The following is a 21,808-nucleotide window of genomic DNA, read 5'->3' on the forward strand; positions in this document are numbered from 1 at the left end:
CTGGCCCGATCCAGCTTCGCTGGCCGTCCCGCGAGGGATGAGATCGTCAGAAGGGTGGTGGGTCGAGGCGGTCGAGCTCTTCGCGGGCTTTCCTGTTCCGGGCGCGCTCTTGTCGCCGGCGGGCCAGTTTGGCGTCCAGTCGGCTGGTGGTGCGCTCCGAGTTGTCGACGGAGGCGATGATGTGTGGGGTGGGTGGGGCTTGAGCGGCCTGTTCGAACCGGATTCGCCGCAGGTTGGGGAAGGTGTCTTCGAGGGTTTCGGCATCCCCGGGCAGGGTGACCCCTTCAGGGGTCTCGTATTCGGTGACCAGGCGTCCGTCTTCGTCGCGGTATTGCACGTCGACCGAGTCACCGTGGGTTTTGAGGAGATGACTGGGGCGGCACTTGGCGTTGAGGTTCTCACTCGACGTCGCCCCACCCCGGGCAGGGTCGGTGTGGTCGTACTCGGTGACGTGGTCGAGATCGCATGCAAATGCCGAACGGGTGCAGCCGGGTTCGGTGCAATAGCCGTCCCGCACCCGCACGAAATCAGCGCACGACGCGGTGGGCCGGTACCCGTTGCCGGGATGGGTTGCCGGGTAAACCACTGCTACTGATGCGGTGGTGTCGCCGGGCTCACCGTCCGATCGAGTTGTGGCGCCACCGTTGTCGTCGTCGGCTCGTGTGTCTTCGGCTGATGCCGGGCGTTGGGCGGTCCGCCGGTGATCGTCGTCGTTGGTGGCGACGTAGGTGGGTTGGGTGCGGGCCGGGGTGACCGGGGTGAGGGTGGCGTCGGGGCGGGCGGCGAGGTCACGGACGTGCTCGTCGCTGATGATGCCGTGCTCGTCGAGGAACCCCACCCCAGGCGCCCCCGCGAGGGTGGCGGCGTCGGTGACCACATGGATCACTATCTCGGCGCGCACCGCGTCGAGGACACTCTGCGGGTCGGGAATGTCGGCAATGCAGGGCTCGTCGTCGGCGCACTGGCACTCGAATGCCGTGCGGGTCAACAGCGCGAACATCGCATCGGACTGGCGGTGCCCGCGCTTGCGCCCGTCTCGTTTGCATACCGCATCAGCGAGGACGCGGACGGCTTTGGCTGAGATCCGCACGTTCTCTGCCGACATGACGGCGGTGAGTTCGGCGGTGCCGTCGGGCAGTTCGTGCGTCCACACCCCACGTTGGTCCATCGCGTCTTTGCGGCGTTGGCGTACCGCATCCGGATCGTGGCGGAACACCAGGCGGTCGACCATGTCCCGCAACCGCGCCCGATCCCACACACCGCTGCGGCGGCGCAGAGTACCGGCGATCTCGGCGTCGAGGGCGGGGATGATGGGGTCGTCGGCGGGGATCAGCTCGGTGCGGGAGAGGATCAGCCGGATCTGCCACTGCGACAGGAACCCGTCACGCAGGGTGTCCGCGGTGTCGGGGAGCCGGTCACGCAGGGCGATTGCCTCGTCGATCAAGATTTCGGCCTGCCGTCGTGACACCGCGCCTTGGCGGGCGATCCGGGCGGCGCAGTCGGCGTGGCCGTCCATCACGAAGCCTGAGGCGCTGGTGGTGACGAGCCGGTCGGTCATCGCCGCGATCGTCTGATATCGATGCCAGGCGAGATAGGACTCTCCGCGTCGGGTGGCGTCGAGGCCGCCCATCAACATGACCATGTCGGTCTCGGCCGCGCGGGCAGGATCGACCCCGGCGACGAACTCGCCCGGTAGATCGGTCCACATCCTCACAACGCCCCCCGACGCCTGTTTCGTCACCCACCCTGACCAGGGTGATCCGCTACAGACCAATGTAAACCCGACCACCGACAAACCCTGATGAGTCTCGACAGTAGATCGGATCATTGTCGTGACTGGTTGCGACGCTTGCGGATTCACGAGTCGGCGTAGCTGGGGTGGGGACGGCACTGGCAGACGAAACAAATCTTGGAGTGCGAAATTGCTCCGGCCTGATTGTCGCTAGCTGAGTTTCTCGGGTCGCCAGGTGGTTTCGACTCGGCGCCTCGCTTCGCTCGGTGCCGGCTCAACCAGCGGGGGGAGGGCGCCGGCTCAACCAGCGGAGGGCGGGCGCCTCCACCTCGACGCGCTCCTTCGTCGCTTGCTCGGCCCGGCGGGTTCGCTCGGGGCTCTCAACCAGCAGGGGGCGTTACGAAGGGTCCTGTCACGCATTGCAACAGGACCCTTCGTGAAGCTCGCTCCTCAGCGGGCGAGCTTGAGCACCTCACCCCACCCGATGCGCGATCCGGTGCGCAGGATGGAGCGCTGGTAGATCCGCGCGGCGATCCAGGTGGCGGCGGCGCACGCCGCACCCATCAGACCGAACGTCACGATGATCTGCACGGCATCGGTGTCGCCGGTGGCGATGCGCATCGGCATCAGGGCCGCGCTGAACGGCGGTATCCAGCTGAGCACCTCGATCAGCGTCGAATCCATCGCCTGGACACCGAAGATGCCTGAGTACAGGACCGCGACCGCGAGGAACGTCAGCGGAGCCGACGACGAGTTCAGCTCTTCCTGTCGGGACACGATGGCCCCGGTCGCCGCGTAGAGGGAAGAGAAGAACAGGAACCCGAGGAGGAACCACGCGATCACCGCCGCGAACATCCCGAGGGCGGCACCCGGGAGGGTGAGTATTCCGGTCGCGGTACCGGCGATCAACGCGGTGGCGCCGAGCAGCACCACCTGGCCCAGGGCGACGACGCCGATGCCGATGATCTTGCCCCACAGCAGGTGCAGCGGCTTGATGGTCGCCAGCAACAGCTCCACGACCCGCGACGTCTTCTCTTCGACGACGCCGACGGCGACCATCGTGCCGCCCATCATGATCGCCGTGACCAGCAACACCACGCCGACCATGGCGATGAGCAGACGCTGTCCCTCATCGGGCTTGTCCGGCTCGGTCTGGGTCACGCTGATGTCGACGGTCGGCAGGGTGGCGGCGTCGACGCCGCGTTCGGACAGTGCCGCCGTCAGATTCGCCTGCGACACCGCGGTTCTGATGGGCCCCTCGAGCGCGGGCTCGAGGCTGTCCTTGGTGATGATGACGTACGACCCGGGTGCCTCACCGGGCACGAGCGCGGCGGCCACGTCGCCGCTGTTCACGCGATCCCGCGCCTGTTCGACGGTGTCGGCGGGTTCGGTGGCGATGGTGGTGCCCGACGCCTCGCCGACGGACACGATGGACTCGGTGACCGCTGACGGCTGACCGACGACGGCGACCTTCTCGGTGTCGTCCCCGCCGGAGAACAGGTTGATGATGATGGCACCGGCGATGATCACGACCATCAGCAGTGCGGTGCTCACCACGAAGGACTTGGTCTTGGCGCGCGTGGTGATCTCGCGGCCGGCGACGAGACGAATGGCCTGTGCGGCAGTGGCTCTGGTGTCGCCGGTGGCGGGTGTCGGCGGGGTGTCGCGTAGCGTGGTCATGCGGAAACCACCTCTCGGAACAGGTCGGTCAGGGACGGGGTCGAGGTCGCGAAGCGGTGGACGGGACCGTGTTGCAGCGCGGTGGAGAGGATCAGCTGATCGTCGGCGGTCTGCGGGTCGATGAGGAGCCGGGTCGTCTCGCCGTACTCCACGTTCCGCACGCCCGGAAGGCCTTCGGCCCAGGCGATGTCGGCACGCGGCCCGGTGATCTCGAGGCTGACCCCGTCGCGGGCGCGAAGGTCGTCGACGGTGCCGAGCGCACGCATCTGGCCCTTGGCGATGATGCCCACGCGATTGCACAGCCGCTGGACCAGGTCGAGCTGATGCGAGGAGAAGATGACCGGAATGCCCTCGGCTGCTTTCTCTTTCAACACGTCACTCATCACGTCCACGGCGACCGGGTCCAGACCCGAGAACGGCTCGTCGAGCACGAGGACGGTGGGATCGTGGACCAGTGCGGCGGCGAGCTGCACGCGTTGCTGGTTGCCGAGGCTGAGATCGGCGACGTTGTCGTCGTAGCGCGCGCCGACGCCCAGCCGGTCGGTCCAGCGCCGGACCGACTCCTCGGCCTCGGCGGCGGACATGCCGTGCAGGCGCGCCAGGAACGTGAGTTGCTCACCGACTTTCATCTTCGGGTACAGGCCGCGCTCCTCGGGCATGTAACCGATCCGGCGGCGCAGGTCGAGGTCGATGCGGCGGTCGCCGAGCCGCACCTCGCCGGAGTCGGCGGCGAGCACGCCGAGGATGATGCGCATCGTCGTGGACTTGCCGGCGCCGTTGCTGCCGACGAAGCCGAAGATCTCACCGGGCTCGACATGAAAGGTCATGTCCTGCAATGCGACGAGGTCTCCGTAGCGTTTGTGGAGCCCGTCGACGATCAGTGGTGCGGTCACGGCGCACCCTCCTCACTGGGGATGGTTGTCGGGTCGGATGACAGTGCTTCGAGGTCTTCGGGGTCGGGATCGGCCATCCACCAGGCGGTCAGCATGGTCGGCACGCAGATGGCGGACAGGACGAGGGTGATCAGCAGGATCGCCGAGCCGTAGACGGCCTGCCCGGGTACCTCGTCGCGGAAGCTGAGGACGATCAGCACCGCGTACGGGATGAACATCAGGCAGTACAGCACGGTGAAGCCGATCGAGCGTGCCGAGTTGCGTTGCGCCACCTGGATCTCGTCGAGTGCCGTCACCGGTGTGTCGGCGATCGAGCCCGTGACGATGCGGAGCAGGTAGAGCGTCGTGATGATCCCGAACAGGCCGATCATGAACGGGAGGAGAAACCACCCGGATGTGAAGAACGCGATGATCGAGCTGAAGAGGAGCACGGTCGCGAAGAACACCTGCGCCACGACGAGGCGCCGGAACGTGCGCCGGGTGCGCCACGAGGTCAGACGGTGGGAGTTCTTGGCATTGAATTCCTGATGCCGCTGACCGCGCCATTGTTCATAGCGTCGCCAGAGCGCGGGGGTTGCCTCCTCGGGGATGGCCGAGTAGGGGTCGGTCATCGTTCACCTCCGGTGTCGTCGGTGTGGATGGTGTGGACGGGTGGTGATTCTGGTGACTTCGGGGATGTTTCGCGGTGGTAGAGCGCCGCCGACATCGCCCCGAACTCTCGACGGCTGAACACCGCCTCGACGGGGAGGTCGAAGACGTCGCAGATACGGAAGGCGAGGTCGAGGCTGGGATAGTTGTCACCGCGTTCGAGTGCGCCCACCGACTGCACGTTGATGCCCACGAGGGCGGCGAGTTCGGCCCGCGACATCCGACGCTCGGCGCGAAGGACGCCGATGCGGTTGTAGATGGGAAGCTTTTCCCCACGGCGTATTGGACTCACGTGACTTAGTGTTGTGAAAACACAACAACTTGTCAAGAGCGGGCAAACCGTCCCGCCGTCGGGTCAGTGCGCGGACACGCCGAGCAACTCGGCCGCGACCCGCGCCGCCTCACGCCCGGCGCGATTGGCGCCGATCGTGGATGCCGATGGGCCGTAGCCGAGTAGCTGAATTCGCGGATCGGCGTCGACGACGGTCGCGAGGCGCCCGGTCATGGTGATCCCCCCACCCGGCGCGCGCAGCCGCAGCGGGGCGAGATGGTCGATGGCGCTGCGGAATCCGGTGTTCCAGAAGATGACGTCGAGGTCCAGGTGGTCGGGTACGCGCGCGCGATCGAGGCCCTCACCGGTCCCGCCGTCGCAGTCCCAGCACACGCCGGTCTCGGTGATCCGGGTGAACATCGGGCGCCATGTCAGGATCCCGTCCCGTTTCGCCGCCGCGATCGTCGGGGTGAGCGCCAGCCCGGTCACCGACACCACCGACGTGGGGGGCAGCCCGGCGCGCACACGCCGTTCGACACGGGCGACGGCCTCGCGTCCCTGTTCCGGGGTGAACGGCCCGGAGTTGAACACCGGTTCGCGCCGCGAGCACCAGAACGTCTCGCTCCCAGGTGCCTCCCGGGCGATCTCGATCAGCAACTGGATCGCAGAGATGCCCGCACCGACGACGAGGACGCGTTTGCCCTCGAACTCCTCGGGCGACGTGTAGTCGTGTGTGTGCAGCTGTCGGCCGCGGAAGTCGGCTGCACCCGGGATGTGCGGGATGAACGGCCGGTCCCAGGTGCCGGTGGCGTTGACGATCAGATTCGACGTGACCGAACCGCCGCCACCCAGCTCGGCGCGGAAGCCGTCGCCCTCACGTCGCACGGCGCGCACATGCACGGGCCGATGGACGGTGAGGCCGAACTTCTCCTCGTAGCGGCCGAAATAGGCGGGGACCGCAGTTGCGGCCGGTAGCTCGTCGCAGTCCAGACCGAGCGCCTCGACCAGACCCCAGCCCGGTAGGTCGTGGACGCGGTTGGCGGTGGCCAGGGTCAGCGTCGGCCACCGGAACTGCCAGGCGCCGCCGGGCCCGGGGGCGTGGTCGAGCATCTGGTACCGATCGCCGAGCCCGAAGCGGTGGAGGAAGTAGGCCGCCGAGAGGGCGGCTTGTCCGCCGCCGATGATCAACACATCCGTATGCGGGGCGGGCTGTGCGCCGGTCGGGGGGATCTGCACGCCACCACCTTGTCACGCCGTGCCGCTGTCAGGCCGATGCGAGGTGTGGTCGGTAGGGTGGTGGCCCATGATCCACTCCACCACCGACGGATCGGTCGTCACGATCGAGTTGGACCGGGTAGACAAGCGCAACGCCCTGAACGAGGAGATGCTGTCGGGCTTGTCCGACGCATTCGACGCCGCGCTCGGGGCGGGTGCCCGCGCCATCGTCGTGACCGGTCGGGGGCCGGTCTTCAGCGCCGGTGCCGACCTGTCCGGTCCGGTGTACGACAAGGGTTTCCTCGACATCCTCGTCGGCACCCTGCGGCAGATCGAGACCGCGCCGGTGCCCGTGATCGCGGCGTTGAACGGGTCGGCGATCGGCGCGGGGCTGCAGCTGGCGATGGCCGCCGATCTCCGCGTGATGGCACCGGACGCCATCGCGGGCATACCGGCTGCGAAAATCGGTGTCGCCGTGGACGAGTGGACGATCCGGCGGCTGGTGTCACTGGTCGGGGCGGGGCAGGCCCGGGGAATGCTGATCGGGTGCGACCCGCTCGGTGCCGATCGAGCCCACTCGCTGGGCTTCGCGAACCGCATCGGCGATCTCGTCGATGCCCAGCACTGGGCGCACACGATCGCCGACCTCGCCCCGCTGACGCTCCAGCACTACAAGCTCGTCCTCAACGGCGACGGTGCCCGCGATGCGGCGCCCGACGATCGGGCCGCGGCGATGATGCGGGCGTGGGAGAGTTCCGACTTGCAGGAGGGCCGCGCGGCCCGCGCCGAGAAGCGCGCGCCCAGGTTCCTCGGGTCCTGAGCGGAGCACCTCGCTACCGGCGGTGGATGGGGCCGGTTCCCGCGTGGAGGGGTGTCGCCGTCGCACGATGCCGTTCGGCGATCAGCTGCGCTGCGATGGCCACGGCCGCCTCGCCGGGTGTGTGCCCGCCGAGGTCGAGCCCCAGCGGTGAGCGCAGACGGGCGAGTTGCCCGTCGTCGAGGCCCGCGTCGCGGAGACGTTGACGGCGGTCGTCGACGGTCCGTCGCGACCCCAGCGCACCGACGAAACCGAGGGTCGGGGAAGCGAGTGCGACGCGCAGGGTCGGGACGTCGAACTTCGGGTCGTGCGTCATCACGCAGATCGAGGTCGACGCACCGACCCGTCCGTCCCGGATCTCGCCCGCCAGGTACCTATCCGGCCACCCGACGACGACGTCGTCGGCGTCGGGAAACCGTGCGCGGGTGGCGAACACCGGTCGCGCGTCGACAACCGTCACCCGCATCCCGAGACTCGTCCCGAGTGAGCTGAGCGCCCGCACGAAGTCGTTGGCGCCGACCAATATCAGCCGCGCGGGTGGGGCGAAGGTCTGCACGAAGGTACGGGGGCGTTCGTCGGACGGCGCGTCGCAGTCGTCGACCCCGATGAGCCCGCTGCGGCCGGTGGTGAGGAGGTCGGCGACGTCGCGGTCGAGACGACGCCAGGCCGGCTGCGACGTCGCCGTGGCGAGGTACCAGTCGGTGTCGTCGGTGAGGGTCGTGGCCCACGAGATCGGTTCGTCGTCGTCGAGTGCGGCGACCATGCGGGTGAGGTGCCGACGGCGCTGGGCGGTCGGGGAAACCCGCTCGACGAGGACCTCGATCTGCCCTCCGCAGGTGAGGCCCGGCGCGGGGTCGTCGGGATCGTCGACGCCGTAGTGTTCGACCACGGCGACGCCGTCGGCCAGGACGTCGCGCGCGGTGTGCACGAGCGCGGATTCGACGCAGCCGCCGGACACCGACCCGATGACGGTGTCGTCCTCGGTCACGATCATCGCGGCGCCCAACTCGCGGGGAGCCGATCCCGTGGTGCCGACGACCCGGCAGAGCGCAACCGGCCGCGCGTCACCGGTGTCGAGGAGTTCGGTCAGGGACCGCAGGACGTCGCGCATGTACTCCAGTGGACCAGAAGATCACCGTCCCGACCAGGTGGCCGTGCTGCGAGTGCCATGTCGCGGTACGCGGGCTGATGTCTGTGCCCTAGTCGCCCAGCACTCGCCGCAGATAGTCGTTGGCGAACACGCGAGACGGGTCGTACCGGTCCCGCACGGAACGGAATTCGTCGAATCGCGGGTAGACCCCGCGGAGGTACTCGGCGTCGCGGGTGTGCATCTTGCCCCAGTGCGGTCGGCCACCGAAACCGGTGAGGATGGCTTCGACGTCGGCGAGATAAGCGTCGGAGTCGGCGGGGTCGTCGCGGTGGTAGCGGTGGACGGCGATGTAACCGCTGGTGCGGCCGGATGCGGTGGACAGCATCAGGTCGTCGGCGGCCGCGGCGCGGACCTCGATGGGGAAGCTCACCAGATACTCGCGCCGGTCGAGCAGTGCCCGGATCTCGCCCAGGGCCTCGGGAACGGCGTCGAGGTCGATGGCGTACTCCATCTCCCGGAACCGGACGTCACGGTCGGAGACGAACACCCCGGTGGAGGTGTCGGTGAACTCCCGCGCGGAGAGCGCGCGACCGGTGACACCGTTGATGGTCGGTACCAGCCGGGGGACGCGCGCACCGATCTCGCACAGCAGTCGGAGAGCCTTGTTGCTCAGGAGTTCGTCGTCGATGTAGCGCTTGATGCGTGACGGGCCGGTGAGCGGGGCGTCGGGCCCGACGCGGGTGTTCGTCTTGACCAGAGCGCAATTGGTGTGCGGGAAGATGTAGAACTCGTGGTGATCGGTGCTCGCGACGCGTTCGTGGAACGCGGCGATCGCCGCGTCGGCGGTCTCCGGCCCCTCCACGGCGTGCAACCGGAACTCGTCCACGCACTCGATGGTCAGTTCGACGACGACCCCGAGGGCGCCGAGGCCGAGCGCGACCGCCTGTAGGTCGGTGTCGTCGGAGGTCAGCGTGACGATGTCACCGGTGCCGGTGACGACTGTCGCGCCGACGATCTGGGTGCTGATGCCCCCGAAGGCCAGCCCGGTGCCGTGGGTTCCGGTGGAGGTGGCGCCCGCGATGGTCTGCCGGTCGACGTCGCCGAGATTCGTCATCGCGAGACCGAAAGGTGCCAGGAGCCCGGGGATCTCGTGGAGATGGGTACCGGCCCGCACGGTCACGCGATGGGCGTCGACCGACACGAGTCCGCGCAGGCCGGACAGCTCGAGTTGCACATCATCGGCAACGGCGATGGGGGAGAAGCTGTGTCCGGCGCCCACGGTCTTCACCGTGCCCTCGCGCGCCGCCGTCTCCCGGACGATGCCGGCGATCTCCTCGGCGCTCGACGGGCTGACGACGCGGTTCGGCGAGCAACCGGCGGTACCGCCCCAGTTGCGCCAGGCTTGCGTCGAACGCGCAGCGGTACCGCTCACAGGAAGCACTTGCCCTCTCCTCGGTAGGTCGGCACGACCTCGCTCACCGTGGCCCGCCCGGCGTCGTCCCGATCGATGATCGCGACCTCGCGAGCCCGCTCGCACACCTCGCCGGACTTGGTGTGGCGGAACCACACCCGGTCTCCGACGGCGATCCGATCGGCGGCCGCACCCCGCAGTGGGGTCTGCACCTCGCCGGCCGCCTCGGTGCCGACGAAGGCGAGTCCCTGCGGCCACACCGGTGACGGCAGCCGGTCGGCGGCCGGCGGGCCGGAGGCGATCCACCCGCCGCCCGCACAGGTCACGATGCCGGGGGCGGGGCGCCGGACGACGTCGAGCCCGAAGGCCAGTGCGGGCGCGGGCCGGAAGCGCTGATAACCGTCGAACAGGTGACCGCCGAACAGCCCACTGCCGGCCGCGATGTCGGTGACCGCGCGATCGCGTGCGGTCTCCTCGAGGGATCCGGTGCCGCCGCCGTTGACGAACTCCAGGTCCGCGATCTGACGCAGTTCCCCGATCACCTTGCTCCGACGACGGCGCAACTCGGCCATCGAACGATGCTGCATCGCCCGGACGGCGTGGTTCGCCAACGCCTTACCCGGGACGGCGTCGGCCACCCCGGCGACCTGCGCCTCATAGGACATGACTCCGACGAGGTCGAAGCCGGGACGGGCCACGACATCTCGTGCGAGCTCGAGTGCATCTCGACGTGAGTGCACCGGGGAGCGGCGCACGCCGATGTGGACCCGTCCGCCGAGCAAGCGGTACGACGCATCGAGGTCGATGGCGACTCGGATCGGCGGCCGGGCGCCGGCGGACACGACGGAATCGATGACGTCGAGCTGGTCGACGGAGTCCACGAGCACGCTCACCCGGCTCGTCGCGACCTCGTCGGCGACCAGGGCCGCCAGCGCATTCCGCCGCACGCTGGGATAACCCATCAGCACCTCGCCGATTCCCGACTGCGTGGCCAACCAGTGCGCCTCGGCCAGGTCGTAGGCGAGTACGCCGTGGAAACCGGGGCGACCGACGATGTCCTCGACGACCGAGCGGACGCGGACGGATTTGGTGGCCAGCCGGATGGGGACACCCGCCGACCGTCGGGTGAGGTCGGCGACGTTGTGCTCCAGGGCGGCCCGGTCGAGTGCGAGGACGGGGGCGTCGAGTCCCGCGTCGGTGACCGCCTGATCGATTGCCGCCCAGTGGGATTCGGGGTCGCTCGGCCAGGGGGTGGGCGTCGTCCCGCCGGCCGGGGACGCGTCGAGACCCTCACTCGAAGCTGACATAGGTCATGAGCTGGTCGGCGATCGAGCGGATGATCGCGTCGACGACCTTGTCGTCGGCGGTGCTGAGGTAGACGAGTGTGATCGAGTTGGTCGCCGCGATGATGAGCGGACCGAGGTCCTCGACCGGCGTGGTCCACACGATGGGCGTCAGGTCGGCCATCGACCGCAGCCCCGCCGAGGCGACCCGGTAGAGCTGCTCGTACATGTACTTGCCGACCTGCTGCAGCTCCGGGTGATTGTGGGCGTAGATGCCGAGCGCGATGGTCGCCTGCATCCGTCCCGGGTCGGCTTTCAACAGGTCGTAGAACGCGTGGAATTGCCGCACCATGCTCGACCGGATCGTCTCCGGCCCGGGCTCCGATCCGTAGTCGGCGGCGGGCAGCACGGCGTGCAGCATGCGCTCGATGTCGGTGGGCACCGCCGTCTCCATCACCGCGCACAACAGTGCGGTGCGGCTCTCGAACGCGTAGTGGAAGCTCGCGAGCGGCATCCCGGCGTGGGCGCAGATGCGACGGGTCGTCGCGCCCTCGACCCCGTGATCGGCGATCACGCGGTACGCCGATTCGATGAGCGCGCTTCGACGTTGGTCGACGGACATCCGTGCCACTGCGGTGACTTCCTGACCGCATGCGCCGGCGCATGCTCGGTGGACAATGCTCGGTGGAGCCTATCAGTGCCGGTGAGGCACACAATGCGCTTCACGCACTACTGTGTGGACGTGACCTCCACGACCGGTAGAAAAGGCACGACCGACCTGCGCCACGATGTCCTCGCGCGCGTGGGTTCGGCAGGAGTGGCGGTGGCCGACGCCGTCGTCGGGCGGCTCGCGGCCGAGGGACTCGGCCCCGCCCGCGCGCTCGGCGCCTCCCGTGCGGAGATCGCGCCGCATGTGCTCCACAGTCCGCACCAGCGCGATGGCGCCTTCGACAACCCGGAACCCCCGTCGATCGCCGACCCGAGCCTGCAGGTCCTCACCGACATGGCCCGGCGGCCCGGCCGGCCGCGCCGACCCGTCCTGGTGACGGTCCCGCGCTTCGACGCGCCGGCCGACCTCGCCGTCACCTGGCTCGGTCACGCCACCGCCGTCGTCGACATCGACGGCGCCCGTGTCATCACCGACCCCGTTCTCAGCCGTCGCTGTTCGCCGAGCCGGCTCGTCGGTCCCGCTCGCATGCACGCCGCACCCCTGTCCGCGTCGCAGTTGCCGCCGCTCGACGTCGTCCTGATCAGTCACGATCACTACGACCACCTCGACATGGACACCGTCACCACCATCGCCGACACGCAGCCCGATGCGGTCTTCGTCACGACGATCGGGGTCGGTGCGCACCTCACGTCGTGGGGGATCGCCGAAGACCGTATCCGGCAGGCGGATTGGTGGGAGGAGGTGGTGGTGCCGACCAGGGCGGGCGAGCTGCACTTCACGTGCGGCCCGGCACGGCACTTCTCCGGGCGCTGGCTGGCACGCAATCTCACACAGTGGGGCAGCTGGGCGATCGCCGGCCGCGACCACAAGGTCTTCTTCTCCGGGGACACCGGACACAGCGAACGATTCGAGGACGTCGGCGCCCGCCTCGGCCCGTTCGACCTCACCCTCATCGCCGTCGGGGCCTACGACGTGATGTGGCCCGACATCCACGTGAACCCGGAGGAGGCCCTCTCGGTCCACCGGATGGTCTCGCCCGGTTCGGGTTCGGACTCGGTGTTCATCCCGATCCACTGGGGGACCTTCAACCTGGCGCGTCATCCGTGGGGCGAGCCCATCGCGCGGCTGCGGGCGGATTCGCGGCCGGACTCGCCGACGATCCTGGTGCCGCAGCCCGGTGGCTCGATCGACCTGACCCACCGGACCGGTACCGGTGTGGCACAGCCCGGTTGGTGGGAGGCCTCCGCGTGAGCTCGTCGACGGGGATCGCCAGTCCCGGTCTCACCGCCGCCGAGGTGGCGCAGCGGGTCGCGGCCGGTCAGGTCAACGCCCTGCCCGACCGATCCGGTCGCAGTGTCTCGGACATCGTGCGCGCGAACGTCTTCACGCGGATCAACGCGATCCTCGGGGTGCTGTTCGCGATCGTCGTGTTCACCGGCTCGCTGATCAACGGACTGTTCGGGCTGCTGATCATCGCCAACTCGGGCATCGGCATCATCCAGGAGGTCCGCGCCAAGCGGACCCTCGACAAGCTCGCGATCGTCGGTCAGACCCGACCACGGGTCCGGCGCGACGGCACGGTGACCGAGGTGCCGCCCGATGAGGTGGTGCTCGACGACATCATCGAGATCGGTGCGGGCGACCAGATCGTCGTCGACGGCGAGGTCGTCGAGGCGACCGCGCTCGACGTCGACGAGTCGCTGCTCACCGGCGAGGCCGACCCGATCGACAAGGACCCGGGAGCCGCCGTGCTGTCGGGCAGTTTCGTGGTGGCCGGCGGGGGCGCGTACCGCGCCACCAAGGTCGGCGCCGACGCGTACGCGGCGCAGCTCGCGGCCGAGGCGTCGAAGTTCACCCTCGTCTCCTCGGAACTGCGCTCCGGGATCGACCAGATCCTGCGGGTGATCATCTGGTTGCTGATCCCGGCCGGCGTGCTGACGATCATCAATCAGCTCTTCATCAGTGACAACGATCTGCGCAAGTCGCTGTTGGGCATGGTCGCCGCGTTGGTGCCGATGGTCCCGGAGGGGCTCGTCCTGATGACCTCGATCGCCTTCGCGGTGGGCGTCGTGCGGCTGGGTCAACGGCAGTGTCTGGTGAACGAGCTACCTGCCATAGAGGGACTGGCGCGCGTCAACGTGGTCTGCGCCGACAAGACCGGCACCCTGACCGAGAACGGGATGCGACTGGCCGAGGTGCGAAACCTCGGGTCGGTACCACGCGAGACCGCGGACCAGGTCTTGGCCGCACTCGCCGCCCACGACCCGCGACCCAACGCCAGCATGGTCGCGGTCGCCGAGGCCCACCCGGTCGCGCCGGACTGGACGGTGACGGCCGTCAAACCGTTCACCTCCGCCACCAAGTGGAGCGGGATGTCGTTCCGCGGAAGCGGCTCCGGCCCGGATGCCGGAAGCGACGACGGGCACTGGCTCATCGGTGCGCCCGACGTCCTGCTCGACCCGGCGAGCGACACGGCCCGCCTCGCCTCCGACATCGGCGCCGCCGGACTCCGCGTGCTGCTGCTCGCGTGCACCGACATCCCCGTCGACACCGACCCCGCACCGGGTCAGATCGCTCCGGGAACCGTGTCGCCGGTGGCGCTCGTGGTCCTCGAACAACGCGTGCGTTCCGACGCGCGCGACACGATCGACTACTTCGAACAGCAGCATGTCGCGGTGAAGGTCATCTCCGGCGACAACGCCCGGTCGGTGGGCGCGGTCGCCGCGTCGCTCGGCCTCGGGTCGGTCGACACCTCGGTCGACGCGCGCGAGTTACCCGCCGAGACAGGCGAACTCGCCGACGTCGTCGAACGCGGTGTGACGTTCGGCCGGGTGCGGCCCGACCAGAAACGCGCCATGGTGAAGGCGTTGCAGTCGCGGGACAACACCGTTGCCATGACCGGGGACGGCGTCAACGACGTCCTCGCGCTCAAGGACGCCGACATCGGCGTCGCGATGGGCTCGGGCAGCTCCGCGGCCCGGTCGGTGGCCCAGATCGTGTTGCTGGACAACAAGTTCGCCACTCTTCCCTACGTGGTGGGCGAGGGTCGTCGCGTCATCGGCAACATCGAGCGCGTCTCCAACCTGTTCCTCACCAAGACCGTGTACGCGGTGCTGCTGGCGCTGTTCGTCGGTGTGGGCGGACTCCTCGGGGCGGTGTTCGGGTCCGATCCGCTGAGCTATCCGTTCCAGCCGATCCACGTGACGATCTCGGCCTGGTTCACCATCGGCATACCGGCGTTCGTGCTGTCGCTGGCTCCCAACAACGAGCGAGCACGCCGTGGTTTCGTGCGCCGGGTGCTGCTCAGCGCGGTGCCCAACGGCGTCATCGTCGGTCTGTGCACTTTCGTGACCTACCTGATCGTCAACCCGGGCGGCGCCGGTGTCGAGGTGGGCGGGGACGCCGTCGAGCTGTCGCAGCCTCAGACGCAGGCCGCCACCGCGGCGCTGATGACGTTGATCGCGATCGCGGTCTATGTGCTCGCGGTGGTCGCCCGTCCGTACAACTGGTGGAAGGTCGTCCTGCTGGCGGTCTCGGCCGCCGCGTACGTGCTGATCTTCGCGTGGCCGTTCACCCAGGACCTGTTCCGGCTCGACTCCTCGAACTGGGGGATGAACTCGGTGGCCCTGATCTCGGCCGCGGTCGGAATCGTGTGCGTCGAGGTCGTCTCACGCGTCGCGCCGAGGTGGATCGCCACCCACGGGGACGAAGCGCAGCTCAGCGGGGCGCTCGTCTCCGACCGATAGAATCTGCGGCAAGTGGCCGGAAGATGTCCGGCACGTCGATCAGAGGAGACGCCATGGATCTCAAGGGACTCGTCAACAAGGCCAGAGCCACGCTGCAGAAGAACCCGAACCTGATCGAGAAGGGCGGCGACGCCATCGACAAGGTCACCAAGAACAAGTACTCGGGTCAGGTCGACAAGGCACAGGACGCCGTGCGCAAGGCCGTCGGCGCGCCTCACCAGAACCCGGGGCACCAGAACCCCGGACCGCAGAATCCCGGGCCGAACCCCGGGCACCAGAACCCGGGTAACCCCCAGCAGTAGAACGGTTCACGCGCCCGCCCGCGGATGTCGGCGATACGTCGACACCGTCGGGTCGCCGCCGATCCAGAATCGCCAGTCGAGGTCGGCGGCCCGACGGACGCCGACCCGTGGGCCGGCGACCACGCGTTCGCCGGCACGAGGCGTCCCGGGTTCGAGGAGCACGGGGGTCGACGGGTCGGTGAGGTCGGTGTCGAGGTCGGCCATCGTGATCCCCAGAGCGCGGCACAGATTGCCCGGGCCGCTCGCGAGTCGGTCGTCGGAGACGGGCCCGACGCGGGTGACACCGCGCCGGGCGCGCGCGAGTTCGGTGCCGTCGATCACCTCGCCCGCGCGCAGCAACACGGCGGCCGCAGGGCCCGGACCGGCGACGACGACGTTCGCGCAGTGGTGGCCGTGGATGCGGTAGACGTACAGGCGGCCGGGCGGGCCGTACATGATCTCCGAGCGGGGTGTTCGGGTGTAGGCGTGGGACGCCGGATCGTCGGGACCGGCATACGCCTCGACCTCGGTCAGGCGGATCGTCACACCGTGCCCGGTCAGGTGCGAGCCCAGCAGCGAACGTGCCTGTTCGGCGGCGGAGGCGGGGGCACTACTCTCTTGGGTCATGGCGAAGACGAGCGACTCCATCGGCGTTGATCTGTCACCGGAAGATACCTGGGCCGCGGCTTCGGATCTCTCGCGGTACAGCGAATGGCTGGTGATCCACGAGACGTGGCGCAGCCCCCTCCCGGACGCCACCGAGCTGGGCAAGGGGACCGAGATCTCGTCGATCGTGAAGGTCAAGGGCACCCGCGTCCGCTTCGACTGGGTCGTCGAGAAGTTCGAGCCGGTGTCCCACGTGCGCCTGAAGGGCAACGGCAAAGGCGGGGTCAAGGCCAAGCTGGATCTGGGCATCGCTCCCACGTCGACCGGATCGGAAGTAACCTTCACTGTTGATCTGGGTGGGCTGCCGCTGATCGGACCCGTGGGCAAGACCGCGGCGATGGCGGTTTCGGGGGATCTGCGTAAGTCGCTGCTGAAGTTCCGTGAGGTGTTCGGCTGAGCCACGCGTGAGCGCGCGGGCCGCGACCGCCGATGCGTCCATGCGTCGTGCGGCGGCCACGCGAGAGGCCGGCCTGCCGGCTGCCGTACGAGGGGAACGGGAAGAAGACAAATGGGGCGTCACAGCTCCGGTGCCGATCGCGCCGGAAACGAGTGGAACGGGAACGACCGGACGGGAGGGGCGGTCCCGCTGCGTGCGCAGTCTCCGTCGAACAGTGCCCGGTCGGACCGCGATGACGACTTCGGTTTCGAGCATCGCAACACCGACGGGGGCCGTCGCGGCGGATGGCTGTGGGCGGGTGCCGTTCTGCTGGTCGTCGTCGCCCTGGTCACCGGCGTCATCATCTGGCAGACCAGTTCGGGCGGCTGCGGTGAACGCACCCGGGTGGCGGTGGCGTCGGACTCGGCGATGACGGGGCCGCTGCGCGAGGTGGCGCGGCAGGCGTCCGCGGATTCGTGTTTCGACTACGACGTGCAGACGGCCGCGGGCGCGGACGTGCCCGGACTCCTCACGCAGGGTGCCGCGGCTCCTGATCTCTGGGTCGCGGACTCGCAGGTGCAGGCCCGCCGTGTGACCACCCAGGTTCGTCGTGAACTCGACCTGGTGTCGCCGTCGATCGCGTCGACCCCGGCCGTCGTCGCCGGTACCGACGTGCCCGAGCTGGGCACCTGGGTGGAGGTCATGAAGCTGCCGGACCTGCGCACCGGCAGCCCCGTGGACACCAGCACCGGGGACGCGCCGATCATCGGCGCCCTCGCGGCGGTCGACTCCGGCGAGCTCGCCGACGAGGACTTCACCGAGGCGATGACCATCCTCGCCATCCAGCAGAACAATGCGCGCCTCGCCAACGACAACGAGGGCACCCGGCTCAACCTCGCCAACACCTCCGGCGTCCCGGTGGTCACCACCGAGCAGCAGTTCGACCTCTTCATGCGTACCCATCCGGGCTCGAAGCTGACGTCGACGATTCCCGCGGCCGGGACCGTGATGCTCGACTACCCGCTGGTCAACACGGCACCCGCGGCACGTCAGCAGGCGTCCGCCGACGCGGGGGCGGCCCTGGTAGCCGCCCTGGGCACCGACGCGGGACGCGCCGCACTGGCCGACTCCGGATACCGCGACGCCGACGGGAACGGCGTCGGCCAGCCGGTGAAGGAGCTCGAACTCCGCGATCCGTCGTCCGTCGACAAGGCGCTGCGCCAGTGGCAGGTCCTGGGGGTGCCGATCCGCTCGCTGGTCGTGCAGGACACCTCCGGATCGATGGAGACGCCGGCCGGCGGGACCACCCGGGCCGGCCTGCTCATCGACGCCTCCCAGACCGGGCTGAAACTCTTCCCCAACAACACGATGATCGGCGGCTGGGCGTTCAGCGTGAACAAGGGCGGGCCCGGGCAGGACTGGGAGGAACTCGCCCCGATCCGTCGCCTCGACGCCCGCTCGGGGAGCGGTACGCATCGCGACGCGCTCGGCCGGGCCGTCGAAGAGGGGCTGTCGGACCTCGGTGGCGGGACCGGTCTCTACGACACGACCCTCGCGGCGTTCAAGAAGGTGCAGGACACCTACGACCCGAACTACTCCAACAGCGTCATCATCATGACCGACGGACAGAACGAGGATCCGGACAGCATCACGCTCGACGAACTGCTCGCCGAGTTGAAGCGCCTCGAGGACCCGGCGCGTCCGGTGCTGGTGCTGACGATCGGCATCTCCGACGACGCGGACTCCGACGCACTCAAGCAGATCGCGGAGGCGACGGGCGGCACCACCTACGTCGCGGAGAACGCGGCCGACATCCGCACCGTGTTCGTCGACGCCATCCAGGCGAGGGTCGCGGCCGCCGGACGCTGAGACCGGTTTCGCCGACGCCGCGGGCGTCGTCGGGACGAATGCGCGCGCGATCGGCACAATTGGTACATGACGTACACCCCAGAGACGCCCGAGACCCTCGAACCGCGCAGCACCGCCTCCTCCGAGTCCCCCCGTCCGTCCCGGACTCTCCGGGGATCCACCGCGCTTGCTCGCACCGGCGGGGTGGTCGCCGCCATGGCGGCGGTCGGACTCGTCGCGGGCGCGTGCTCGTCCGGGGACTCCGGGTCGGGAGACTCGACCACCGCCACGACGGCGGACAGTTCGGCCGCCACCGAGGCGGCCGACGCCGGCTCCGGCGAATACAAGGACGGCGAGTACACCGCGCGCGGTGAGTACATCTCGCCCGGTGGCCCGCAGAGCGTCGGCGTGACCGTCACGCTGTCGAACTCGGTCATCACCGCGGTGTCGGTGGACACGAGCCAGACCAAGGGGCCGTCGCTGGAGTATCAGGGCAAGTTCGCCGGTGGCATCTCCGATGTCGTGGTGGGCAAGAGCATCGACGAGATCGAGGTCGACAAGGTGTCCGGTTCGTCGCTCACCTCCGGTGGCTTCAACGAGGCGATCACCCAGATCAAGGAAGAGGCCCAGGCCTGACCGCACTCGGTGCCGCGCACCACTGGACCTTCGACGCGATCGGGACCCGATGGACGATCAGTACCCCGTCGCCGCTGCCCGTCGACGTGGTCGACGCGGTGGACGCCGAGATCGACCGGATCGATCGCGCGTGGTCCCGGTTCCGGGACGACTCGACGGTCGCGGACATGGCCAGGCAGGCGGGTCGGTACCCGATCGCCGACTCCGACCAGCCGCTCGTCGACTGGTATCGCCGTCTCTACGACCTCACCGGCGGCGCCGTGTCGCCGCTGGTGGGGCAGACGCTCGCCGACGCGGGTTATGACGCCGCCTACAGCCTGCGCGCGTCCACCCGGGTGCCGGCCGCCCCGGCATGGGACTCCGTGATCGGCGAGCACACGGGCGCACTGGAGATCCGCGAACCGGCGTTGCTCGACGTCGGTGCTGCCGGAAAGGGATTCGCGGTGGACCGGGTGGCGGCCATCGTCGGCGCGAGCGTCGACGACTTCGTGGTCGACGCCGGTGGCGACATGGTGGTCTCGCCCCGCTCCCGCGGATTGCGTGTGGCGTTGGAGCATCCGTCCGATACGACGAAGGCGATCGGTGTCGTGTCCGTCGCCGGTGGCGCGATCTGCGCATCGGCGAGCAATCGGCGGGTGTGGGCCGACTGGCATCACATCGTCGACCCGCGCACGGCCTCGCCCGCCCGAGAAGTCCTCGCGACCTGGGTGATCGCGCCGTCGGCGATGGAGGCGGACGGCTTGGCGACGGCGCTGTTCTTCACGCCGGCGGCGTTCCTGCGCGGCGACTTCGACCACCACCGCGAAGGTTTCCACCACGTGACCATCCGACGCAACGGGAGCGTCGAGCACACCGCGATCCCCGGATTGGAGTTGTTCCTGTGACAACGCTTCTGCCGCAGCTGCTCTCGCCGATCAATGCCGCCCGGCGACACCTGACCCCGTATCGGGCGGTGCTGTGCGGGTTGGTGGTGCTGGTCGCGGTGGCCTTCGTCGTGTCCGCGACCGACGCCGATTTCGGGTACGGCCCGGACGACCTCGCGGTGTGGCTGGTGGTCGCGGTCGGGGTGAGCGCGGTCGTCGGTAATGCCTGTGCCGGCGTGTTACGGGTGCCGCCCAACTCGGACTCCTGGCTGATCACCGGGCTGATCCTGTTCTTCGTGTTGCCGGGCGGTTCCGAGGACACCGCGGTGGCGACCGTCGCGGTGGGCGCCGCCATCGCCGCGGCGTCGAAATATGTTCTCGCGTGGCGTCGTCGGCTGTTCGTCAATCCCGCGGTCGCGGGCGCGATCGGTTGCTATGCGCTGGCCTATGCCGGTGTCGAGGGCATCAGTTTTCCCTTCTGGTGGGTGGCCGCCGAACCGCTGCTCGTACCGATGATCGTGGTCGGCGCCGTGGTGGTGACGCTGATCCGCGAGTGGCGGCTGGCCCTGGTGTTCATCGGTGCCTCGCTCGTCACGATCGGGGTCGTCGAGCTGGTGCGGGGTGGGCAGGACCTGTCGACGTGGGTCGTGTCGAGTCCGATGCTGTTCGTCGCGGCCATCATGCTGCCCGAGCCGCTCACGTCACCCGCCACCGAGATCCATCGGCTCGTCTATGCGGCCCTGGTGGGCGTGCTGATGCACTGCCAGTACACGATTGCGATCACCGACGCGTACACGTTGGCTTTTGTGCCCGAGGTCGCGTTGCTCGTCGGATGTCTGTACGCCTTCGCGGTCCGCCTGGTGTCGGGGACCGCGCGCCGGGTGCCGCTCGACGTGGTGACCACCCCGGTCGCCGACCGGACCTACGCGGTGCGCGGTGAAGCGGTCGGTGCCCCCACGTCGTTCCGGGCGGGCCAGTGGTCGAGTGTCAGTGTGCCCCGGTGGTCAGCACCGGTGTGGTCGGGTTCGCGGCGGGTCTTCTCGTTCGTGTCCGCGCCCCGGCAGCAACCGGTGGAGTTCGGTTTCACGGTTGCCGCGAAGCCGTCCGCTTACAAGGCGGCGCTGGTGGAGGGGACCGCGCGGCGCGCCTACGTCGACGAGATCGGCGGCGACTTCGTTCTGCCGCGGGCGTTTCCGTCCAACGGCGCGGTGGTCTTGATCGCATCGGGGATCGGCATCACGCCGTTCGTGTCGATGGTTCGGGATCTGGTGCAGTCGGAGCCGGGTCGCGATCTGTCCGGACTGACCGTCGTGCACGTTCTGCGGGACCGACGACGCGCCGTGTACGACGATGATCTCGACAGCGCTCGGGCGGCCGGTGCACGCGTCGTGACCGTCGAAGCGCCGGACATCGCCGATGGGATCGACGATGCTGACCGGGTCGCCGAACTGATCGGGCCCCGCGCCGCGGGCACACACTACTACGTGTCCGGCACACCGGCGTTCGTCGAACGGACCTCGGCGACGATCCGTCGGCTCGACGGTTCCACGAGGACCCGGCCCTGGCGTGTTCACACCGACTCGTTCGCGGGTTACTGAATCCCGGCGAGATGGCGACAGCTTCTCCGAGTCACGAAATCGTTGACTGTGCGGAAGATTTCGTCGACTGTGCGTTGATTGTCG

At 69.0% G+C, this 21,808-nt stretch carries 20 protein-coding genes; 9 read left to right on the plus strand and 11 right to left on the minus strand.

The window, feature by feature from the left end; all coding sequences use genetic code 11:
• Window positions 1–46: 46 nt before the first annotated feature.
• The 6 genes from MHN80_RS17950 to MHN80_RS17975 form a co-directional block, all read right to left on the minus strand.
• A complete protein-coding gene (locus MHN80_RS17950) occupies window positions 47–1,708 on the minus strand; it encodes an HNH endonuclease signature motif containing protein (RefSeq protein WP_239402859.1) in 1,662 nt (553 codons plus the stop codon).
• A 474-nt stretch (window positions 1,709–2,182) separates the two neighbouring features.
• A complete protein-coding gene (locus MHN80_RS17955) occupies window positions 2,183–3,412 on the minus strand; it encodes an ABC transporter permease (protein ID WP_101820312.1) in 1,230 nt (409 codons plus the stop codon).
• Window positions 3,409–4,305: an ABC transporter ATP-binding protein gene (locus MHN80_RS17960; RefSeq protein ID WP_004020153.1), complete on the minus strand. Its 897-nt coding sequence runs from the start codon at window positions 4,303–4,305 to the stop codon at window positions 3,409–3,411. Before MHN80_RS17960 ends, MHN80_RS17955 begins: the two co-directional genes overlap by 4 nt.
• Window positions 4,302–4,916: a hypothetical protein gene (locus MHN80_RS17965; RefSeq protein ID WP_004020152.1), complete on the minus strand. Its 615-nt coding sequence runs from the start codon at window positions 4,914–4,916 to the stop codon at window positions 4,302–4,304. The genes MHN80_RS17960 and MHN80_RS17965 overlap by 4 nt, the downstream gene beginning before the upstream one ends.
• Window positions 4,913–5,245 (minus strand): helix-turn-helix transcriptional regulator, encoded by a 333-nt coding sequence (locus MHN80_RS17970; RefSeq protein ID WP_033203714.1) that lies wholly within the window; start codon window positions 5,243–5,245, stop codon window positions 4,913–4,915. The genes MHN80_RS17965 and MHN80_RS17970 overlap by 4 nt, the downstream gene beginning before the upstream one ends.
• Window positions 5,246–5,308: 63 nt before the next feature.
• On the minus strand, window positions 5,309–6,460 hold the full coding sequence (locus MHN80_RS17975; RefSeq protein WP_239402860.1) for an NAD(P)-binding domain-containing protein: 1,152 nt from the start codon (window positions 6,458–6,460) through the stop codon (window positions 5,309–5,311).
• 67 nt (window positions 6,461–6,527) lie between these two features.
• On the opposite strand from MHN80_RS17975, the gene MHN80_RS17980 reads away from it, so the two are divergent.
• Window positions 6,528–7,259 (plus strand): enoyl-CoA hydratase, encoded by a 732-nt coding sequence (locus tag MHN80_RS17980; RefSeq protein ID WP_239402861.1) that lies wholly within the window; start codon window positions 6,528–6,530, stop codon window positions 7,257–7,259.
• A 13-nt stretch (window positions 7,260–7,272) separates the two neighbouring features.
• Here MHN80_RS17980 and MHN80_RS17985 read toward each other — a convergent pair whose 3' ends face one another.
• The 4 genes from MHN80_RS17985 to MHN80_RS18000 form a co-directional block, all read right to left on the minus strand.
• Window positions 7,273–8,367, minus strand: a complete 1,095-nt coding sequence (locus tag MHN80_RS17985) for an XdhC family protein (RefSeq protein WP_239402862.1) — start codon at window positions 8,365–8,367, stop codon at window positions 7,273–7,275.
• A gap of 88 nt (window positions 8,368–8,455) precedes the next feature.
• Entirely contained in the window at window positions 8,456–9,787 is a 1,332-nt protein-coding gene (locus MHN80_RS17990; protein ID WP_239402863.1) for a D-arabinono-1,4-lactone oxidase, read from the minus strand.
• Window positions 9,775–11,064, minus strand: coding sequence for an alanine racemase (locus tag MHN80_RS17995; RefSeq protein WP_239402864.1), 1,290 nt, complete (start codon window positions 11,062–11,064; stop codon window positions 9,775–9,777). The genes MHN80_RS17990 and MHN80_RS17995 overlap by 13 nt, the downstream gene beginning before the upstream one ends.
• Window positions 11,048–11,671 (minus strand): TetR/AcrR family transcriptional regulator, encoded by a 624-nt coding sequence (locus MHN80_RS18000; protein WP_239402865.1) that lies wholly within the window; start codon window positions 11,669–11,671, stop codon window positions 11,048–11,050. The genes MHN80_RS17995 and MHN80_RS18000 overlap by 17 nt, the downstream gene beginning before the upstream one ends.
• A 105-nt stretch (window positions 11,672–11,776) precedes the next feature.
• Between MHN80_RS18000 and MHN80_RS18005 the strand changes: the two genes are divergently transcribed.
• From MHN80_RS18005 to MHN80_RS18015, 3 genes are read left to right on the plus strand one after another with little or no spacing between them, the layout of a single operon-like run.
• A complete protein-coding gene (locus MHN80_RS18005; protein WP_239402921.1) occupies window positions 11,777–12,961 on the plus strand; it encodes an MBL fold metallo-hydrolase in 1,185 nt (394 codons plus the stop codon).
• On the plus strand, window positions 12,958–15,456 hold the full coding sequence (locus tag MHN80_RS18010) for an HAD-IC family P-type ATPase (protein WP_239402866.1): 2,499 nt from the start codon (window positions 12,958–12,960) through the stop codon (window positions 15,454–15,456). Before MHN80_RS18005 ends, MHN80_RS18010 begins: the two co-directional genes overlap by 4 nt.
• Window positions 15,457–15,509: 53 nt before the next feature.
• Window positions 15,510–15,758, plus strand: a complete 249-nt coding sequence (locus MHN80_RS18015; RefSeq protein WP_064571249.1) for an antitoxin — start codon at window positions 15,510–15,512, stop codon at window positions 15,756–15,758.
• Between the two features lie 6 nt (window positions 15,759–15,764).
• Here MHN80_RS18015 and MHN80_RS18020 read toward each other — a convergent pair whose 3' ends face one another.
• Window positions 15,765–16,385 (minus strand): DNA-3-methyladenine glycosylase, encoded by a 621-nt coding sequence (locus tag MHN80_RS18020; RefSeq protein ID WP_004020141.1) that lies wholly within the window; start codon window positions 16,383–16,385, stop codon window positions 15,765–15,767.
• On the opposite strand from MHN80_RS18020, the gene MHN80_RS18025 reads away from it, so the two are divergent.
• The 5 genes from MHN80_RS18025 to MHN80_RS18045 all read left to right on the plus strand — a co-directional run bounded on the left by MHN80_RS18025 (window position 16,363) and on the right by MHN80_RS18045 (window position 21,724).
• Window positions 16,363–16,800 carry an SRPBCC family protein gene (locus tag MHN80_RS18025; RefSeq protein ID WP_004020140.1) on the plus strand — a complete coding sequence of 146 codons (438 nt, stop codon included), beginning with the start codon at window positions 16,363–16,365 and terminating at the stop codon, window positions 16,798–16,800. The two genes, MHN80_RS18020 and MHN80_RS18025, sit on opposite strands and share 23 nt — an antisense overlap.
• A gap of 111 nt (window positions 16,801–16,911) precedes the next feature.
• Window positions 16,912–18,648 carry a substrate-binding domain-containing protein gene (locus MHN80_RS18030; RefSeq protein WP_239402867.1) on the plus strand — a complete coding sequence of 579 codons (1,737 nt, stop codon included), beginning with the start codon at window positions 16,912–16,914 and terminating at the stop codon, window positions 18,646–18,648.
• Window positions 18,649–18,714: 66 nt separating this feature from the next.
• Window positions 18,715–19,263 carry an FMN-binding protein gene (locus tag MHN80_RS18035; protein WP_239402868.1) on the plus strand — a complete coding sequence of 183 codons (549 nt, stop codon included), beginning with the start codon at window positions 18,715–18,717 and terminating at the stop codon, window positions 19,261–19,263.
• 38 nt (window positions 19,264–19,301) lie between these two features.
• On the plus strand, window positions 19,302–20,147 hold the full coding sequence (locus tag MHN80_RS18040) for an FAD:protein FMN transferase (RefSeq protein ID WP_081486989.1): 846 nt from the start codon (window positions 19,302–19,304) through the stop codon (window positions 20,145–20,147).
• Window positions 20,144–21,724, plus strand: coding sequence for an FAD-dependent oxidoreductase (locus MHN80_RS18045; protein WP_239402869.1), 1,581 nt, complete (start codon window positions 20,144–20,146; stop codon window positions 21,722–21,724). Before MHN80_RS18040 ends, MHN80_RS18045 begins: the two co-directional genes overlap by 4 nt.
• Window positions 21,725–21,808: the final 84 nt, after the last annotated feature.

The sequence above is a fragment of the Gordonia sp. McavH-238-E genome, from assembly GCF_022348225.1.
Classification (GTDB): domain Bacteria; phylum Actinomycetota; class Actinomycetes; order Mycobacteriales; family Mycobacteriaceae; genus Gordonia; species Gordonia terrae.

Coding starts and splice junctions, on each gene's coding strand:
- MHN80_RS17995 (WP_239402864.1), bottom strand. CDS start 11,064: ATGTCAGCTTCGAGTGAGGGTCTCGACGCGTCCCCGGCCGGCGGGACG.
- MHN80_RS17965 (WP_004020152.1), bottom strand. CDS start 4,916: ATGACCGACCCCTACTCGGCCATCCCCGAGGAGGCAACCCCCGCGCTC.
- MHN80_RS17950 (WP_239402859.1), bottom strand. CDS start 1,708: ATGTGGACCGATCTACCGGGCGAGTTCGTCGCCGGGGTCGATCCTGCC.
- MHN80_RS18030 (WP_239402867.1), top strand. CDS start 16,912: ATGGGGCGTCACAGCTCCGGTGCCGATCGCGCCGGAAACGAGTGGAAC.
- MHN80_RS18020 (WP_004020141.1), bottom strand. CDS start 16,385: ATGGAGTCGCTCGTCTTCGCCATGACCCAAGAGAGTAGTGCCCCCGCC.
- MHN80_RS18035 (WP_239402868.1), top strand. CDS start 18,715: ATGACGTACACCCCAGAGACGCCCGAGACCCTCGAACCGCGCAGCACC.
- MHN80_RS18025 (WP_004020140.1), top strand. CDS start 16,363: ATGGCGAAGACGAGCGACTCCATCGGCGTTGATCTGTCACCGGAAGAT.
- MHN80_RS18015 (WP_064571249.1), top strand. CDS start 15,510: ATGGATCTCAAGGGACTCGTCAACAAGGCCAGAGCCACGCTGCAGAAG.
- MHN80_RS17955 (WP_101820312.1), bottom strand. CDS start 3,412: ATGACCACGCTACGCGACACCCCGCCGACACCCGCCACCGGCGACACC.
- MHN80_RS17985 (WP_239402862.1), bottom strand. CDS start 8,367: ATGCGCGACGTCCTGCGGTCCCTGACCGAACTCCTCGACACCGGTGAC.
- MHN80_RS17980 (WP_239402861.1), top strand. CDS start 6,528: ATGATCCACTCCACCACCGACGGATCGGTCGTCACGATCGAGTTGGAC.